Annotated in this window: 16 protein-coding genes; 14 read left to right on the top strand and 2 right to left on the bottom strand. The window is 48.9% G+C overall.

The annotated features are described in order from the left end of the window. Nucleotides 1–44: 44 nt before the first annotated feature. The 3 genes from KO512_RS16020 to KO512_RS16010 are packed head-to-tail and all read left to right on the top strand — an operon-like array spanning nucleotide 45 to nucleotide 5,712. Nucleotides 45–1,451 (top strand): Wadjet anti-phage system protein JetA family protein, encoded by a 1,407-nt coding sequence (locus KO512_RS16020; RefSeq protein WP_215953360.1) that lies wholly within the window; start codon nucleotides 45–47, stop codon nucleotides 1,449–1,451. Beyond that, a complete protein-coding gene (locus tag KO512_RS16015) occupies nucleotides 1,451–2,281 on the top strand; it encodes a DUF4194 domain-containing protein (RefSeq protein WP_215953359.1) in 831 nt (276 codons plus the stop codon). The genes KO512_RS16020 and KO512_RS16015 overlap by 1 nt, the downstream gene beginning before the upstream one ends. Continuing rightward, nucleotides 2,278–5,712 (top strand): SbcC/MukB-like Walker B domain-containing protein, encoded by a 3,435-nt coding sequence (locus tag KO512_RS16010; RefSeq protein ID WP_215953358.1) that lies wholly within the window; start codon nucleotides 2,278–2,280, stop codon nucleotides 5,710–5,712. The genes KO512_RS16015 and KO512_RS16010 overlap by 4 nt, the downstream gene beginning before the upstream one ends. A gap of 48 nt (nucleotides 5,713–5,760) precedes the next feature. Here the strand turns inward: KO512_RS16010 and KO512_RS16005 are convergent, their stop codons facing one another. Continuing rightward, nucleotides 5,761–6,498 (bottom strand): hypothetical protein, encoded by a 738-nt coding sequence (locus tag KO512_RS16005; protein ID WP_215953357.1) that lies wholly within the window; start codon nucleotides 6,496–6,498, stop codon nucleotides 5,761–5,763. A 65-nt stretch (nucleotides 6,499–6,563) separates the two neighbouring features. Here KO512_RS16005 and KO512_RS16000 point away from each other — a divergent pair, with 65 nt between their 5' ends. The 6 genes from KO512_RS16000 to KO512_RS15975 all read left to right on the top strand — a co-directional run bounded on the left by KO512_RS16000 (nucleotide 6,564) and on the right by KO512_RS15975 (nucleotide 12,296). Then, nucleotides 6,564–6,917: a hypothetical protein gene (locus KO512_RS16000; RefSeq protein WP_215953356.1), complete on the top strand. Its 354-nt coding sequence runs from the start codon at nucleotides 6,564–6,566 to the stop codon at nucleotides 6,915–6,917. 93 nt (nucleotides 6,918–7,010) lie between these two features. Beyond that, nucleotides 7,011–8,348, top strand: a complete 1,338-nt coding sequence (locus KO512_RS15995; protein WP_215953355.1) for a DUF3422 family protein — start codon at nucleotides 7,011–7,013, stop codon at nucleotides 8,346–8,348. Nucleotides 8,349–8,365: 17 nt separating this feature from the next. After that, complete coding sequence (locus KO512_RS15990) at nucleotides 8,366–8,683, top strand: BolA family protein (RefSeq protein WP_215953354.1); 318 nt, start codon at nucleotides 8,366–8,368, stop codon at nucleotides 8,681–8,683. A 73-nt stretch (nucleotides 8,684–8,756) separates the two neighbouring features. Further along, nucleotides 8,757–10,541 (top strand): ABC transporter ATP-binding protein, encoded by a 1,785-nt coding sequence (locus KO512_RS15985; protein ID WP_215953353.1) that lies wholly within the window; start codon nucleotides 8,757–8,759, stop codon nucleotides 10,539–10,541. 35 nt (nucleotides 10,542–10,576) lie between these two features. Further along, nucleotides 10,577–11,701, top strand: a complete 1,125-nt coding sequence (locus KO512_RS15980; protein WP_215953352.1) for a phospholipase D-like domain-containing protein — start codon at nucleotides 10,577–10,579, stop codon at nucleotides 11,699–11,701. Between the two features lie 133 nt (nucleotides 11,702–11,834). Next, nucleotides 11,835–12,296: a glycine zipper 2TM domain-containing protein gene (locus KO512_RS15975; protein ID WP_252735073.1), complete on the top strand. Its 462-nt coding sequence runs from the start codon at nucleotides 11,835–11,837 to the stop codon at nucleotides 12,294–12,296. Between the two features lie 171 nt (nucleotides 12,297–12,467). Here the strand turns inward: KO512_RS15975 and KO512_RS15970 are convergent, their stop codons facing one another. Continuing rightward, nucleotides 12,468–13,061, bottom strand: coding sequence for a YecA family protein (locus KO512_RS15970; protein ID WP_215953350.1), 594 nt, complete (start codon nucleotides 13,059–13,061; stop codon nucleotides 12,468–12,470). Between the two features lie 128 nt (nucleotides 13,062–13,189). Here KO512_RS15970 and recQ point away from each other — a divergent pair, with 128 nt between their 5' ends. The 5 genes from recQ to KO512_RS15945 all read left to right on the top strand — a co-directional run. Continuing rightward, nucleotides 13,190–15,331, top strand: coding sequence for a DNA helicase RecQ (gene recQ, locus KO512_RS15965; RefSeq protein ID WP_215953349.1), 2,142 nt, complete (start codon nucleotides 13,190–13,192; stop codon nucleotides 15,329–15,331). 62 nt (nucleotides 15,332–15,393) lie between these two features. Further along, nucleotides 15,394–15,753, top strand: a complete 360-nt coding sequence (locus KO512_RS15960) for a YqaA family protein (RefSeq protein WP_215953348.1) — start codon at nucleotides 15,394–15,396, stop codon at nucleotides 15,751–15,753. 91 nt (nucleotides 15,754–15,844) lie between these two features. Further along, entirely contained in the window at nucleotides 15,845–16,630 is a 786-nt protein-coding gene (locus KO512_RS15955) for a hypothetical protein (protein ID WP_215953347.1), read from the top strand. A 468-nt stretch (nucleotides 16,631–17,098) separates the two neighbouring features. Continuing rightward, nucleotides 17,099–18,310, top strand: a complete 1,212-nt coding sequence (locus tag KO512_RS15950) for a retention module-containing protein (RefSeq protein WP_215953346.1) — start codon at nucleotides 17,099–17,101, stop codon at nucleotides 18,308–18,310. Further along, nucleotides 18,276–18,530 (top strand): hypothetical protein (locus KO512_RS15945; protein WP_215953345.1); only part of this gene is annotated, 255 nt, incomplete at its 3' end. The genes KO512_RS15950 and KO512_RS15945, both read left to right, overlap by 35 nt.

Genomic DNA, 18,530 nt, shown 5'->3' with positions numbered 1-18,530 from the left:
TATTTCTACCTTCCCCGACAGCGTGCCCGGAGATTTTAGCTGAGATGCTTTTTAAAAAGCTTCCCGAAACAATATTTGTTCCTTTATCGGGGCAAAATAAACATATCTACGAGGCGGTTCTTCTGGATCTTGCTGATCAGTTCTTCGATGAAGATCTGGTTGATCCGTTCGTGCCTAAAGATCTGATTCGTTCCTGTATCGAGGATACCGTAGTGCGCCTTGGCGTGCGGCGCTGGGAGCCAGAAGAGGGCGAGTCCGAGGCGGAACGGCAAGAGCTTCCTCGCTCAACGGCGGAATATACCAACCGTATTTATCGCCGGTTGGTGGATACCGGCTGGCTTGAAGAGGAGCAGCGGATCTATCGCACCTTTGTGCTGCTGTCGCCAGCGATTAGTTATCTGCTACGGACGCTAGTCGGCATTAATGAGCTGGAAAAACGCAGTTATGGTGGGGCGGTTCTCAACGTTTTGAGCTCTCTGGAATCTGCGATCAGCGACCCCTCGGGGCGTGGTATTACCTTGCAGGAAGCGGCCCAAACCGCGGCTGATTTCAGCGCTCACCTGACCGATATGATGCTGGGTTTACGAGAGCTAAAGATCAGTTTGGCGGCGACCTCGAATCCACAGGAGATCGTCCGCAGTTTCTTCGATCGCTTTGTTGCCCACATATTGGTATCTGACTACAAAACCCTGAAAACCAAGAACAACCCGTTCCGTTTTCGGCGGCAGATCCTCTCTATGCTGCGGGATCTGCAATTTGATCCGCTCAAGGTCGAGAAGCTCACTAAGCATTATCAGGAACAGTTTGAACTGAACTTTGTCGATGCCGAAGCGATGGTGCATAGCCATATCAATCGGATTATCCGTATTTTTGAGTCGGTCGATCAGCGTTTAGCCACGATCGATGATTTCCGTTACCGTCTCGAGAAGCGAGTGGCGGATACGGTTCGTTATATGGATAAGACTACACCGGGCATGAGTTCACGGCTGTCGCGGCTGATCTCCGATGTATCTAAGCTCGATGATCGTGTCATACCGCATGTTGATACGCTTGACGGTGTGGCGTTCTTGGCACCGGGTAGTGTGCGTTCACCGATTAAGCGTCGGGTTGAAACTAAGCCACGGGTGATTCGCCCCGTAGAGATCGATCCGCGGGTGCTGGAGATGCGCCAGCTGTTTAAAGAGTATAAAGCGCGTCGCGAAGTGAAGCCGGAAAATATCGAGCTCTATGTCGAGCGCCATCTTTTAGATAGAAAAGTGATCTGCGCTACCGATTTCACCATTGAGTGTATTGAGGATTACATCTGCTTCAGTTATCTGCGGCATATGCGCTCGCTGGGTAAGAAAGGGCGGGGCACGGCCAATAAGTATGAAATTAAGTTTGAAGATAATTATGTCAATGTCGCGGATATGGTTGAGTGTCGCGATTTCAGTATTCAGAGGAAAGTATAATGCTGGGTGATCTGCAGAAAATCATCGGTCGTAGCGATCAGTACCAGGAAGAAGATTTCGTCCATGCGGCCAATATGCTGCTGGTAAATCAGTTCCTCTATTCTGAACGCTCTGGGCATCGCGATAGCTATTTCCTTGTGGCGTCCCATATCGATTACTTTACTAATCTGTTTGCGGCAATTGGCTGGTCATTGATTTATCAACCGGATGAAGCCTATTTAGGCATCCTGCCTAAAGGTGAAGAGCGCTTTATGCGTTTGAAGTTGGATGAGTCTCTGTTTCTGCTGTGCTTGCGTCAACAGTATGAGCAAAAACTGGAAGCCTTTGATGTAGAAGCCGGTCGAGCTTATATCACCACCAATGATTTGCTGACGCTATATGAAAACCTCACTGGGCGTGAAATCCCTAATGAGACGCGGTTAAAAGAACTGTTGTCGCTGTTTAGCCGGCACGGGGTGATTGAGCGGGGCAAGCCGCATGAAACCGATCCTAAGAATATTCCGTTAACCATTAATCCATCTATTCGTCAGGTAGTGGTGGAGGACTTTATCGGGCAGCTCGAAGCACTGTGCGAAGAGCGGGATGATGAGTTACCCGCAAAAACGGCAACAGAGGATGATCAAACGCAGCCAGAGGTGCAAACCGATACTGCGGTTGATAGCGCGACTGATGATGCAGACGCGCCAACGCCTGAGATTGAGCCTGTTGCTGAAACCCATGCCGCTGAAAACCATGTCGCTGAAGCAAATGAAAATGCCGACAGCGCCGCTGAAGAAACGGCAACCGAAGTCAATCATACCGATACGGCCGCCGAGGAGAACCGCTCATGAAACAGCTCAATAGAATGGTGCTGGTGAACTGGTATGTACTGGGCGCCGTCGAAATTCCGATTAAGGGCAATGTGGCGGTGATTGGCCCGAACGGTTCGGGTAAATCCTCATTGTTGGATGCGATCCAGACGGTGTTGATGGGCGGCAACAAAAAGTTTCTTAGCTTTAACGCCAGTGCCGGTGAGAAGAGTGAGCGTAGCCTGCGTACCTACTGTCTTGGCTTTATGGATGACCTGGGTAAAAAAGAGAATGCTCGGCAGGATTCCGTTAGTTATCTGGCACTCAGTTTCTTCGATACCGAAACCGGTAAAGAGACCTGCGTAGGCTTGGCGATCAGTGCATCGCTATCTTCTCCTGAAGAAGATATTTTAGGGCGTTTTATTCTGCCTGACTTTTCCGTCAGCCTCGAAGATTTTACCGTTAAGCAGGATGGTGGTCGCTTGCCGAAAGAGTGGCCGGTGGTTAAAGAAAGTCTGCTGAAACAGTGCCCCGAGATGAAGTTAGAGAAACGGGCTAACCGGTTTATTCGCGAGCTGGTGACAGAACTTAGTTACGATCAGCAGATGCCCAACGATGATGAAAAGTTTGTGAAAAACTTTCGTAATGCGTTGAAATTTATACCGATCAACAGCCCTACTCGATTTATTCGCGAATTTGTCCTCGATGAAAATATTGTCCATGTAGGCGGCTTTCGCAAATCGCTGGATGAATATCGAGCGATGGAGCAGAAAACCCGCGAAGTCTCAAATCGCATTGATGAACTGGAGAAGGTTCAGGAGCAGTGTAAAGGGATCGATCGTAACGTTAAGAACTCGGTCGAGTATGAATGGGTGGTGCATGAAACCCGCTTTGAACACGCCGATCTGAAAAAAGAGGAAGCGCAAGAGCGGCTTGAGGTTAATCAGGTCAAAGAGACCACGCTGCAAACCAATCTTGAAACGAAGAGTGAAGAGCTCAACGAGATTATGCAGTCGCTGGCGAATACTCGTGCCGAACTGAATAACACCGACAGTGCGCATAAAGTCAAAGCGCTGGAAAACTCCATCGATGCGCGTCAGCATGAGCTGAATGTGGTGAAAGAGAAAGTCCAGCATGTGTATTCATTGCTGCGCTCGGCTGTGAGTTTTGCTAACTATGAGCAATACCTGCCGGATAGTTTTATTCCGGTGGTTAAAGATTCGGTTGAGCTATGGCGCTCCGGTGAAGATATGATGGCCGAAACCTGGCCTCAGGCACCGGTGGATGTGGATAACAATCTGAACCAGCTGAAAGCCTCGGTGGACTCCGTGCGGCGAGAGATTGCGCGCCGTTTTGAATCCTCGGTAATTCGTATGAATGAGCTGCGCAGTGAGATTCAGAATCAGAAAAGTGCCGTTGAACAGCTAAAAGAGGGGCGCGCGCCTTTGCGCCGTAATACCCGTGAATTGATGCAGCTGTTAAAAGATTATGGCATCGATTCCACGCCTATCTGTGAGTTGGTCGATATCAATGATGAGAAATGGCGCATTGCGATCGAAAGTTTTCTTGGGGCGCGACGTGAAGCATTGATTGTAGATCCTGATCGAGTAAAAGAAGCGATCACTCTCTATCGTCGCAAGGGTCGTCATCTGAAAGGTTGTCGAGTCGTTAATACCACTAAGTCCCATGAGTGGCTTAACCGTTCTAAGCCTGGCTCGTTAGCGCAGTTTGTTGATTGTCAGAGCGACGATGCCCTGGCCTATATGAACCGTGCGTTGGGCGGGGTGATGGCGGTTGAAACCGAAAGCCAGCTGCTGAAGCAAGAGCGTGCCTTAACCTACGATTGCATGCTGCAAACCGAAGGCACCACCACTTCGATCCGTGAAGAGGCGCCGATGATGGGCAGTGGTGGCGGTCGACGTCAGCACCAGTTGCAGCAGCAGGATCGTCAAGTTGATCAGATGATGGCTGAGTTCAGTGCGTTGAATAAAGATCATGAAGCGCTGGATAGCCTGCGAGAAAACTTGATCCGCATGACCGCTGCACTGACCGGTGTGACCGAGCGCACCTTTGATCTAGTAAATCAGCGGGAGATGCTGCAAACCGAGATCGAAGGTTATCGTCAAGGTATTACCGACCTGCGTAACCAAGATGACAGCGGTATCCAGAAGCGGATTGGTGATCTGGTCGAGGCACAAAAAGCTACCCAGCTTGCCCAGAAAAAACTGATGGATCAGCTACAGTCTACCCGCACTAGTTTGATTAAAGACAATGCCTCTCTTGAGGTGTTGGATAATGAGCTGGGTGAGCATGCAAACGCGCGTACTCGATGCGAAGCGGATGCAAACTTTGATGCCCAGTCGGCCCAAGAAAAACGCGACTATATGGACGAGTCCTGCTCTGGCGATTTGGACCGGATTATCTTCGAGTCGGCCAAGAAAGCGCAATCCGAGCTGGCCTTGGTAGAACGTAAAAAGAATATTGTCCGTGATGGTGTGGCTCAGTATAAGGCTCGCTACCATGGTTCAGGCCTGAGTCATCAGGACTTGGATAAAGTGAGTGAAGATTCATCCCATGAGCAGTTAGCACAGTTTGTTGATGACACGATTCAGTCGTTGCGTGATAGTGAACTGGCGGAATACACCGAAAAAGCTGAGCGCGCTAGGCTAGAGGCTGAAACTTCATTCCGTTCAGACTTTGTGGCGCACCTTAAAGATCAGATCGATAAGATTAAAGAGCTGATTCGCGAACTGAATGCGCACCTTAAAAACCGTCCATTCCATCGCGAGATGTATAGTTTTGAAATGATGCCTAACCCTGAATTGAAAGACATTCTTGAGTTGGTTGAAGCCTATACCCGCATGGATCAGGCGAATGTCGGTTCACTGTTTGACTTCAAATATGATGAAAAACGTCCGCACCAAGACGCGCTGGCTAAGATTCATGAAGTGTTGAAGGATGAGGGTGAAAGCAGTTTGCTGCAGGATTACCGTAACTTCTACAACTTTGAATTGGTGGTTAAAGACCTAGACGGTAACCGCAAAACAACCCTGTCTCAGCGGATTAAAACCGGTTCTGGTGGTGAGCACCAGGTGCCATTTTATGTGGCAATTGCCGCTGCAATGGGGGCGACCTATCGTCTTCGGGATAGCGCAGATGGTGTCACGTTGGGCGGTATTAGCCTGTCGGTTTTCGATGAAGCCTTCAATAAATTGGATGCAGAAAACACCGTGACTTCACTGGGCTTTATGAGCGATTTAGGCTTGCAGACGCTGATTGCGGCGCCGGATGATAAGTATTCGCTGATGGCGACCACCATGGATACCATTATCAATGTCTGCCGAGATGGCCGGATTGTGGATATTGATGTGGAGTTCCCAACCACCAACGGCAAGGAGCTACTCAATTCTGATAACCCTTATCGGTTGATCGAAAAAACTGAGGGCGAAGAGGATGATTTAATGCCTGCTTAATGCACAGCTAGTAGGTTTTTTTGATTTGTCATTTTCATTAGTGATGGGTTAAGTGTTCGTCGATGTTGTCCAGCGGGTTCCCCGTTGGGCAATTTTTGGTTTTGGGGGGCGAAAACTTGGCTCGAAGCTACACAGTGGCGTGTCTTGGCGCAAAATAATCAGACGGGTAGAGTCGTTTGGGTGCGGTCGAACAGCCCATATGTCCGGTTGATTAATAATTTCAACTAACATTCCCTGCACTTCCGGTGTGGGTATTCCTCTAAATTCAACCATAAACTGATCGTTACCCGGCAGCGCTAGTTGCTCGGTGCGCATATCTTGGTATTGCTGATTGGCCAGCAGACAAGCTAGGTGGCGCAGTTCCCAGTGCGATGGTGCTTCAGTCAGCGGCGTGAGTCGGCCAAGATTGCCCGGTGAGATGATTGAGCGGTCGCGGGAAAAAAACTTGCGCACCGTGAGGTCGGTATGGGCTTTCAATAATGAGTTGTCACGCACATTGCCATCAAAGTTGATTTGCGCTAACCCGTCGATCATCATTTCGAGATTAAAGTCACAGGCCTGAATAAACTTCCACGCGGGGGCCATCGAGGAGCGAGAACCAAGGCTATATTTTATCGCCTGTTTGCCGTGTCGGGTGTTTCGTTCCAGTACGGTGATCATCAGATAGGTGGTTTGAAAGTCGACCATCGCCTCGGGCTGTTCGGTAAAACAGCAGGAAGTCTCTCTTTTACAGAAGTTAAGCCACGCTTGTTTGGTATTCAGATGGGGCAGGCAGCGGATATTCATTCACATCTCAAAGGCTGGGGTTATAATGCTGGCCTCTAGTTTAGCTGAAGTCGGGAGAAGCCTCTATGAAACTAATTAACCGTTCGGGATTTGCGGTGCTGCCACGTCAGCCGTTTGTCGATTGGGCTAACCAGCAGCAAGATGAATTGAATCAGGTCATGAGCCTTGCCGATCATCGCGCTGAGGGTAGTGTTTATTTAGCGGGAGAGTTTCAGAGTGAGGGCGATATCACTGAGCAACTGGCCCAGCATTATGGCAGTATCTTTGAGAATGAGTTGGCCGCGTGGGATGAGTTTGGTGATCATTGGCCTGAGCAGCGTACTCTCGGCCTGTTTCACCAATGGTTTGAGGTTATCCCTCAAGTGATAGCGGTTGATCTGTTACAGGAGCCATTACTGCTGGCACCTTTGGTGGATTAATATCACCTTTTAGATGTAGGTCTTCAGGATGGTTGCTTTAATACGCGCGAATCCCTGAGAATAGTGTTTTGTTAATGGTTAACAGGTAGTTCGATGTCGACAAGTTCTCATCAGCTTAATATGCATCCATTGCGCGAGTCGCTGTATGAAGAGATGCACTCACGGCCTTTCCAGGTTATCCCCAGTCCGGCGCGCATTTCCCATCTTTCAGTTGTTTGTAGCGAACAGCAAAAGGCTGAGCAGTTTACTCATTTACAACAGTTGTGCCGGATTCTGGGTGGTGCTGTTCCTAAGGAGGATCTGCCCTGTTTTCAGCATCAGTTTGGTGATCTTCAGGTTCGCTGGGAAAAGCACATGGAGTTTGTCTCCTATACCTTTATCTGGTTGGGCGGGAAGTCGAGTGATCCCTTTGCTGAAACCGGTATTAGTCATCTTCCTGAGGGGTGGCTAGAAGGGATTAGTGGCGAGGTGGTGGCTGCATTTCATATGTCTATTGAAGATGTTCGAGGGTGTGGCGAACCGGCGATTCCTGAAGTCAAAAAACATTTCGAGTCTATGCGTCTGGTGGGTAGCCAGCCATCCCAAGGGGCGGCTCAGGTGTGGACGACATACCGGATGCATGAGGATGGCTACGGTCGGTTTCTGATTTACAACCGGGAGATGAGTGACAGTCAGCTAGGGCGTTTGATTCAACGTTTGCTGGAGATTGAATCCTATCGTCTGATGACCTTGCTGGGATTGCCGATGGCACGTTCCATCGGCCCACAGCTACAGTTGATGGATCAGCAGTTGGCTGAGTTAACACAGATTTTGTCGGTCGAGGAATATGATGATGAAAAGTGTCGGGATGAGCGGGAACTGTTGGGTCGCTTGATTCACTTAGCTTCACGCGTCGAGGCCTACCGTGCCCGTTCCACCTTTCGCTTTAATGCCACCAATGCCTATCAGGATTTAGTGATGCAGCGTTTGGCTGACCTACGTGAAGACGAGGTGTCGGGTCACCTGACATTGCAAGAGTTTATCACGCGGCGGATGATTCCCGCTGTACGTACCTGTAAAGCCACCGCCGACCGTTTAGAAGATCTGTCACGCCGTATCGACCGGGTGAGTGATATGCTGCGCACCCAGGTCGAACTGTCGATTCAGGGGCAAAACCAAGAGCTGCTTAGTTCGATGGATCGTCGTTCGCGGATTCAATTAATGATGCAGCATACCGTTGAAGGACTGTCCGTCGCGGCAATCAGTTATTACACTATCGGGCTGGTGAAAATCTTCATTGACGTGTTATATGATCAGGGGCTGCATATTAACAAAAGCCTCTCGCTGGGGATCTCCATGCCGCTAGTCATTGTGACGGTGGCGCTGCTTACCCGGCGAATTCATTCCAAATTTAGCAAATTAGCTGCCGATTCGGCGGATAAAACCAAATAAACCAGATCAGGATCGATATGAGTATTGCAACCGCGATTGAGCAACGTTTGAGCCAGGGGTTAGGGTTACAGCATCTTGTGATTGAAAATGAAAGCCATATGCACAGTGGGCCTGCCACCGAAAGTCACTTTAAATTGGCCGTGGTGGCGGATGATTTTGAGGGGAAGCGGGCTGTCGCTCGGCATCAGATGATTTATGGGTTGCTGTCAGAATTGATGAATAACCCTATTCATGCGCTGGCGCTGCATCTGTATACCGTGGCAGAGTGGCAGGAAAAAAATGGCGATATTCCTCAGTCGCCTAGCTGTATGGGTGGCTCGAAAAGCGACCATTGATGGCATGCTTAAAATCATTGCCCGCATCCATCGATAGTTACCTCCGTCACACTGCCAAGGGATATGACCCTGCATGAATCAGCCGACCTATAATTGGAAGTATATTTTCAGTGTAGCGCTGGAATACCGCCCGTTATTGATTAAGGCCAATGTGATTGCGCTGCTTGCTACCTGTGCTAGCGTGCCGTTGCCGCTGCTTATGCCGTTGTTGGTTGATGAAGTGTTGCTGGATAAGCCCGGAGCTTTGGTGCGTTTATGTCTCCAACTGTTTCCCGATGATTGGGCCGGGCCGGTGTTATATATCAGCGCAGTGCTGTTGTTGACGATTATTCTACGCGGTGCGGCGCTGATTTTTAATGTCTGGCAGGGGCGACAATTTTCGATTATTTCCAAGGAGGTTATCTTTCGCATCAGGGCGGGTTTGTTGCAACGGCTCAAACGAATCTCCATGGCTGAATATGAATCCTTGGGCAGTGGCTCGGTGAGTTCTCATTTTATTACCGACTTGGATACCGTTGATCGCTTTGTGGGGGCATCGGTTAGTCGGCTATTAATCGCATTGTTAACCATTATTGGTACGGCCATCGTCTTAATCTGGATGAACTGGCAACTGGCGTTGTTTATTTTATTGTTAAATCCGCTGGTGGTTTGGCTAACGATGCTGATCGGCAAGCAGGTGAAAGAGCTTAAAAAACGTGAAAACCGTGCCTACGAGCAATTTCAGGGTGGCTTAACCGAAGTGTTAGAGTCGATCTATCAGATTCGAGCGGCTAATCGAGAAAACCATTATCTGCAACGATTAATCGGTGATGCTCGCTCGTTACGTGATCACTCAACCCGTTTTGAATGGCGCAGTGAGGCGGCCAACCGCTTTAGTTTTATGGTGTTTTTGGTCGGGTTTGATCTCTTTCGAGCGCTATCAATGGGGATGGTGGTGTTTTCCGATCTTAGTATCGGTCAGATGATGGCGGTATTTGGCTATCTCTGGTTTATGATGGGGCCAGTACAAGAGGTGTTGGGTATCCAGTATGCTTTTTATGGCGCGAAAGCGGCCTTGCAGCGTATCAACCGGTTGACGGAGCTGGATGAAGAACCCGATTATCCGCACCAGAAAAATCCTTTCTCTGATTCTGCATCGGTGTCCATCGAGCTACAAAATATTCATTTTAGTTATATTGACGGGCAGGAAATACTCAAAGGTCTATCGCTTAAAATTCCCGCAGGGCAGAAGATTGCTTTAGTTGGCGCGAGCGGTGGGGGTAAGTCGACATTGGTGCAGGTGTTGCTGGGGCTTTATCAGGCGGAACGCGGGCAGGTGCTATTTAATGATGTACCGGTGGAACAGATCGGCCTTGACCGGGTGCGGGAAAATGTCGCCACCGTTTTGCAGCATCCCGCACTGTTTAATGATTCAATTCGGGGCAACCTGACACTTGGGCGTGACTTCAGCGACCAACAACTGTGGCAAGCACTCGAGGTGGCGCAGTTGGAGCCTTTTGTCCGTCAGTTAGATGAGGGGCTAGATACCATGGTGGGTCGCCAAGGCGTGAGGTTATCCGGTGGTCAGCGACAGCGTTTAGCGATCGCACGGATGGTGTTGACCGATCCTAAGGTGGTGATTTTGGATGAGGCGACCTCAGCCCTAGATGCTGAAACTGAATATCACTTACACCGAGATTTAGCGCACTTCTTACAGGGGCGAACGACCATTATCGTTGCCCATCGATTAAGCGCCGTGAAGCAGGCTGACCATGTGTATGTTTTTGAAGATGGTCAGGTGGCTGAGCAGGGCGATCACGCTGAGTTGTTACAGCAGAATGGATTATACGCTCGGTTATATGGCCAGCATCAACACTGATGTTTGCGCTAATGTTGGTATAAAGGGAGTAACCTATGAGGGGGCGATATCGTTGGTCCGGTGGTAATCGGGTTGAGCTACTGGTTCAGGGCGAGCATTTCTTCCCCCGCATGTTGCAAGCCATTGATGATGCGCGTGAAACGCTGCTGCTGGAGTTTTATATGGTTAGCTCTGGTGCGGTTGCCGATCAGTTTATCGCCGCGTTAATCGGCGCGGCACGGCGAGGAGTGAAGGTTTGTTGGCTGATCGATGATTTTGGTGGTCGTCGATTTAAAAAACAAGACAGCGAAAGATTAAAACAGGCAGGGGTTCAGGTATTGCGCTATAACCCCATTCGGTTATTTAAGCTGGATGGTAATTTAGCCAGAGATCATCGCAAATTGATGATTGCCGATCAGCGCACCGGTTTTATTGGCGGCACGGGGATCAGTGACGAATACCTTCGGAGCGTTCCTGTTCATGGCGCGCTTGCTTGGCATGAAGTGATGTTACAGGTACATGGCGCGGTCGTGGCGGATATGGTACAGCTGTTTTCTCGGCAATGGTTTAAAAGTGGCGGCGTCATGCCTGCTATTAGCTTTCCTGATTCGGTGCGTCACGGGGATGCGTTGGCAAGGATTACCGAAGTCGAAGGGCTGAAAATACAGCAGATTAAACGCAGTTTTGTGCATCATGTTAATCGCGCAAGTGAGCGGGTTTGGATGGAAACCGCGTACTTTCTACCGGCTCTGTCGGTGCGTCGTAGTTTGCGGCAGGCCGCTTTGCGGGGTATTGATGTACGCTTGATTGTTGCAGGTCCCAATACGGATCATCCTTGGGTCTATCATGCCTCTAAACGCTATTACCGACGATTACTGCAGGCTGGGGTAAAGATTTATGAGTATCAGACCTCTTTTTTGCATACCAAGCTCGGTTTGTGTGACCAATGGGTCTCGGTTGGCTCTTGTAACTTGGATCACTGGAATCTGCGTTGGAATCTTGAAGCCAACCTCGAAGTAGTGGAACCGAAGTTAACAGCGGCGGTCGAACAGCTGCTGATGAGCGATATGCAACGAAGTTGCGAGATTTGTTATGATCAATGGTCTCAACGACCGTGGTATCAAAAACTCCGAGAGGTGAGCTGGTCGCTAGTCTGTCAGTTACTGTTAAAGATACGTTAAGCTGATAGCTGCTATGTTTTTGTTTAGTACGTCGGGTTTTGGGCTGTTTTCGAGTGATAGTGCTGTGCGTGGTGATAGACGTTGATAAGCAACCTGCATTTAATATTTTCAACGAAAGTTTAGGATGAATGATATGAACAGAATGACCATTATTGTATTTACGGCGGCAATGCTGATGCTTCAGGGTTGCGCTTCTTCATTGTCGGGCGATACCTATTCTCGAGGCGAGGCTCGAAAGGTTCAAAATGTTGAATATGCCTGGGTTGATGCGGTGAAGCCGGTTGTCATTGAGGGGCGCTCAGACAGCCCGTTAGGTGCTGGTGCGGGTGCCATCGTCGGTGGTATTGCCGGTAGTACAGTGGGTGGTGGTAAAGGTAGCAGTATTGCGGCTGTGGTAGGTGCTATTGCCGGTGGTATTGTGGGCCAGAAAGTGGAAGAGAATTCTACCCGCAAACAGGGGCAGGAAGTGACCGTGACGCTGGAAAATGGGCGGACGATCTCTGTTGTTCAAGAAGTCGATAGTGATGGTTTCTTCCAGCCAGGCGAACGGGTACGTGTGTTGCGCCAAGGTTCAACCGCCCGTGTCGTCCGTTAATCAAATCGATGGCTAACGGTTGTGGTTTAAGTGCGTAAAGTGATCTGTTTATTGGATTAAGCATCTGGATTAGAATGTAAAAAGCCCGCAGTCGAGGAATCGATTGCGGGCTTTTTTGACGTTGTCGCTAAATATGTTTATTTGATGTTGAGGCGTCGTCTGCTTTGGCGATTATTTTTTATCGGCAGGCGCGTGGAACAGCAAATACAGATCTACCAGTAGATCTGGGATAGTACGGCACATCTCATCGCATAGCGGTGTATCGGCGCGCATTTTAACGAACTCTTCATCATCAAATAGTTCCGACGCGATCATGATCGGTAGCATCAGCTCAGCGACTTCCTCTTCGGCCTGATGATTAAACCATTCGTCTTCTTTTAGGAAAACACCTTCCATAAAGGCTTGTGACCAGGTTGTCAGGGCGCTTTGTTCTTCGTCATCCTCGGCTACGAGGGTCAGATCGCAAGGCAGCAGCATATCTTGATCGTTATAGAGGTCGCTGCCGATGCTAAAATAGAGTCGACGCAGCAGGCCTTCAATACGTGCTTTTTCTGTTTCTGATCGGTATTCAGGGGTGCCGTCAAACAGTTCTTGTAGCCACTGTTTCTCAGTGATTTTAACGGGGCTGATGTTCAGTGCACAAAAATAGCCATGAGTCCCTATCAGATCCAAAGCATCCTCAGACACAGTTTCTGAGAACAAAAACGCTTCAAGCTCATCCAGTTCCTCATCGGTGAGTGGTGTATTCAGCATCGCATTTTGCATAGGTTCGGGTCCGGCTAATAAAGTGTGAGCCGATTCTATCAGTGAAAGGGCTTTGATCGTAGTGTTAATCTGCCCGAATCTTATAAATCTGGATGACAGTCTGCAATTCATGCCGGATAATGCCGAGCATGATAGAAAAGGCGCAACAACTCTTAAAACAAATCTTTGGTTATGACCAGTTTCGGCATCCGCAGCAAGACGTGATTGAGACGTTGCTTGGTGATGGTGATGCACTGGTCGTGATGCCAACTGGGGGCGGTAAATCGCTCTGTTATCAACTGCCGGCATTGATTCGTCCCGGGGTTGCCATCGTGGTATCACCGCTGATTGCATTGATGCAGGATCAGGTGCAGGCATTGTCTCAATGGGGTATTAGTGCGGGCTATCTGAACTCATCCATGGATTACAGTATGGCGCAGGAGGTGGAACACCAACTGCGCAGCGGCACGTTGGATCTACTCTATGTTGCGCCGGAACGCTTGCTGCAACCACGCACGTTGAAAATGCTGTCAGAATGCAAGTTAGCGCTGTTTGCGATTGATGAAGCCCACTGCGTTTCCCAGTGGGGACATGATTTCCGACCTGAATATTTGCAGCTCAGCTACCTGCAGGAATGTTTTCCTGGGGTGCCTCGCATTGCTTTGACTGCGACCGCCGATGAACGCACTCGGGATGAGATCTGCGAACGGTTAGGGCTGCAGAATGCACGAAAATTTATTCAAGGGTTTGATCGGCCCAATATTCGTTATCGCATCGGCCAAAAGCACCGTGCTAAAGAGCAGTTACTGAAATTTCTGAAAGCGGAACATGCCACCGACTCAGGCATTGTTTATTGTCTATCGCGTAAAAAAGTCGAAGACACGGCTCAGTGGCTGCAGGAGCAGGGGTTTAATGCCTTGCCCTATCATGCAGGCTTGCATCCTGAGCTGCGTCGTCATAATCAGCATCGGTTTTTAACCGAAGAGAATATTATGATGGTGGCAACGGTGGCTTTTGGTATGGGGATCGATAAGCCAAATGTGCGTTTTGTTGCCCACCTCGATCTACCAAAAAGCGTCGAAGCCTATTATCAAGAGACCGGGCGGGCGGGGCGTGATGGTCTGCCAGCTGATGCGTGGATGGTCTATGGTCTGCAAGATGTTATCTTCCTGCGGCAGATGCTCGAAAGCTCGCAGGCCGATGAGCTGCATAAAAGCATTGAACGGCAAAAACTCGAAGCGATGCTAGGGTTGTGCGAAATTACTAGTTGTCGACGACAGACATTATTGACGTATTTTGGTGAGCCACTGCCGGAGCCCTGTGGTAATTGTGATACCTGTTTGGAACCAGTGCCGGTATGGGATGCCACTGAGTCGGCTCGTAAAGCGTTGTCGGCCGTATATCGCTGTGGTCAGCGCTTTGGCGTTAATCATGTGATCGAGGTGCTTTTGGGTAAAAGCAGCGATCGGGTGAAGGAGCTTAAGCATCATGAGTTGAGCACCTTCGGTATTGGTAAAGAGCTGGATCGTAATCAATGGCGTTCAGTCTTTCGTCAACTAGTGGCGCGTGGTTATCTTAGTGTGGCGGCGAATAGCCACGGTGTACTTTATCTGACCGATAGTTGTCGACCTTTACTAAAAGGCCAGTTACAAATTGAGATGCGCCAAGATAAGCGTAAGCAGGAATCGTTCAGTAAGCGTAATGATCCCCAGCAAAAGCTTGATGTTGAAGATTATGGCTTGTGGAATGCGCTTAAAACGCTGCGAATGGCGTTGTCGAAAGAGCAGGATGTACCGCCTTATGTAATCTTTCATGATGCAACCCTCATGGAAATGGTGATGTATCGCCCATTGACGCATCAGCAGATGGGGCGGTTGAACGGTATCGGTGAGCGTAAATTGGAGCTCTACGGTGATCAGTTTTTGGAACTTATCCGTGAATACCAAACCGAACAGCAGCAGCCACAGAGTAAAGACCTACAGGTGCAGCAATCCGTTGCCCTGTATCGCTCCGGCATGACGGTTGCGCAAGTGGCGAGACAGCAGCACCTGTCTGAAAATGTAATCTATAACCACTTGGCGGATGGTATCGCTTCTGGGGAGTTGGGGCTGACGGATGTGGTAGTGCTAACGGCAGAACAGCTAGAGCAGGTGCAAAATGTGATGTGTGAATGTATGGCATCTTTTGGTGTATCTCTGAAGCCGGTCCATGAGGCGTTAGACGGACTTTATGAATTTGGTGTGCTGCGCTGTATTCGGGCTGATATGGAGCGTCTTGAATCGAACCGTTAATCGCGCTTATCGATCCTGCGATATGGGGATTGTTCTTCAGTAGTTTTATTGCTTCAACATTGATGCCGGGCGGCTCAGAAGTATTGTTGGGTTACCTTTTAACTCAGCCGGATGCGCAGCCTATTCAGTTGCTACTGGTGGCCAGCTTAGGAAATAGCCTAGGTGGCGTCCTGACTTACTTGATGGGGTGGTGGATCAGTCGGCGCTGGTCGCCTCCGCCGCACAAAAGAAACCAGCAGCGAGCGTTGGCTGTATTAAGGCGGTTTGGGGTCATTACCCTGTTGTTTTCATGGTTGCCTCTCATTGGTGATCCTCTCTGTCTTGTGGCCGGTTGGATTCGTTGTCGTCTATGGCTATCGGTGCTGTTGATTGTCATGGGTAAAACCCTGCGCTACCTATTAATCGTTTTAGCTATTCACTAATATGATTGGCCTATGCCCCGAGTTACACCATTCACTAAGTTGTTAAATGTATGTGTAGGGGGTAAATGTCAGCATTAAGAGTGGAGGCACTATGCTGAAATCGTCTCGCTTTCGTTTATTACGGATTATCCTGTTACTGATTGTGCTGTTTGTCGTCGCCATGAATACTTGGTTAACGGATGTGCGAATACAGGCCTGGGAGCGGCCGGTCTGGGTCGTGCTGTATCCGATTAATGCTGATGGGCGGACAGATACTGAGGCTTACATCGATGCGTTGCGTGTAGATCACTTTACCGAAATCGGTGCTTTCTTACAGCGAGAGGCATCTCGCTATCACGTTGAGCAGAATCCTTTAGCAGAGTTTTATTTAGCGCCAGAGCTTTATGCACAACCGCCTGAAATTGAGGTGGGGGCGGGATTACTGGATAGAGTGTTCTGGAGTCTTCATATGCGTTGGTGGTCATGGCGACATGATAGTTGGCAGGGTTTGGAACCGGATGTAAGGATTTATCTACGTTATTTTTCTCCCCAAGAAGATCGCCCGTTGTCCCATTCTTTAGGGTTGCAAAAAGGGATGATAGGGCTGGTTAATGGTTTTGCTGGTGTTGACTACCGGGGGATGACTAATTTTGTCATTGCCCATGAGTTGCTACACACCTTTGGGGCTTCAGATAAGTATGACTTGGAGACAAATGAGCCGATTTATCCTGATGGCTATGCCGATCCTCAGCAAAAACCACTCTTGCCACAAACTAGGGCTGAGGTAATGTCTGGGCGGATAAAAGTATCACCGAGCTGGCTGCTGATGCCGCAAACTCTTGACAATGTCATTGTCGGGCCAAAAACAGCCAGGGAAATTGGTTGGTTTCCCCACTAGGCTTGTTACTTTATATCTAGACTGACCGTGGTGTATTACTGAGAGAGTAAAATAAATACACAAGATGAGTATGGTTATTGGTTGGATATAGATATACCCACTAGACTAATAGGGTGGTATCTGGTTATTCTAGCACGGCAAAAACGTTAAAACTTTAACTGTCATGTTGTCATGGTAAGCTTAAACAGTTAATGGGTCAGGTTATATTCAGCTTATCTATTGTCGAAATTTAAACATATTTAGTATGTTTGTTTTTTAACCATAATGGGTATAAAACCTTGTTTCATGGCTATTTAGCTAAGTGTTGTTGTGCTAATATCTTAAAAATTTTAAACAAGTTTATGTGTTGGTGGTTTTGTTGGCGAGAAGCGTTATGCGCCACCCCATCAGGCAATAAATACATCATTTTTTGATGCATGAGGCTCAAAGAGTACTCAAGATCAGGAAAACATCTTCTGGGGGGAAGTTATGGAAAATGTAGAGACAGCCAAAGGAACAGTGGTTAGTGTATCCGGTGAAGTCGTAGTCGTTGATAGCGAAGGTGTTGAACGCGCCTTGCAATCTGGTGAGCAAGTAAATCCTGGTGATATGCTAATTGTTCGTGCGAACAGTCAAGCAGAAGTAGACCTAGGTAAGGCTGAGCCAGAAACTGTGCCAGAGGATACAACCGCTATCCTTGAGGTGGATCCGACTACCGGAGAAATTACGCTCGTTTTCCATTCTGTTAATGCTGAAGCGCTGGATGTTGCTGATATCCAGGCCGCTATCCTTGCGGGCCAGGATCCTACCCAGATACTGGAAGAAACTGCCGCTGGTAACACCCCCCCAACCAGTTCTGGTTTTTCTGAATTTCAGGCAGTCGATCGTACCGCTGAAGAAGTACTAGCTCGTGCTGGATACGACACAAATCCCGAAAACTGGGAGCGTGAACCTTATGTTGATGACGAAGGTGAGCTGTTTGTGCTTCCTTCTGAATACAGTGTTTTTGATGTCAGTGTTAGTGAAGGTGGTCTGATGACCTTTACGGTCACTCGTACTGGCGGCACCGGCGAAGAAACCATTAATTTCTCAACCAGTATCGGATCGAGTGATAATGCTGAGACTAATGACTTTACAGACTCAACAGGTACATTAACTTTTGCGGCAGGTGAAGTGAGTAAAACCTTCACGGTGCAGACTACGCAAGATGATGTCTTTGAAGGTGAAGAAAGTTTTAGTGTTAATCTGAGTGATCCGAGTAACGGTGGTGAGATTGTCGATGGAACAGCCACTGGCACCATCGTTGATGACGGCACGGGCCCCGGTTCGAATCCAGACGACGACACAACTAGCTTCAGTATTGGTGACATGAGTGTCAGTGAAGGCGGCTTAATAACCTTCACCGTGACGCGTACCGGTGATGCAGAAAGTTCACAGTCCGTTGATTTTTCGACGAGTATTGAAGCTGGGGATAGTGCTGAAGTTAATGATTTCACACCTGAATCTGGTACGTTAACCTTTGCTCCAGGTGAGACGAGTAAAACATTTACGGTACAGACGACTCAGGATAATGTTTTTGAAGGTAGTGAAACGTTTACGGTCACTCTCGAAAATAATTCTGCTGGCAGTAATATTTCTGACGCGGAAGCGGTTGCTACCATCGTGGATGATGGCACCGGCCCAGGGCTCCGATCTGGATAACGATATTCCAGTGATCAGCATTGCCGATGCGAGCATGGAAGAGGGCAGCACGCTGACCTTTGAAGCGACGCTGACAGGCTCTTCTGCCATCGATTACGATGTGGATCTGGGACTGAGTGACTCTAACCCTGTCTCTGCAACCGCAGGCACCGACTACACCGATGCAATGACCGTGACCGTCGTGGGCGGTGCGAGTGATGGCACCACGCTGACCCTCCCC

This window comes from Amphritea atlantica (assembly GCF_018860855.1).
Classification (GTDB): Bacteria; Pseudomonadota; Gammaproteobacteria; order Pseudomonadales; family Balneatricaceae; genus Amphritea; species Amphritea atlantica_A.
This window is presented reverse-complemented; position numbering and strand designations above follow the sequence as displayed.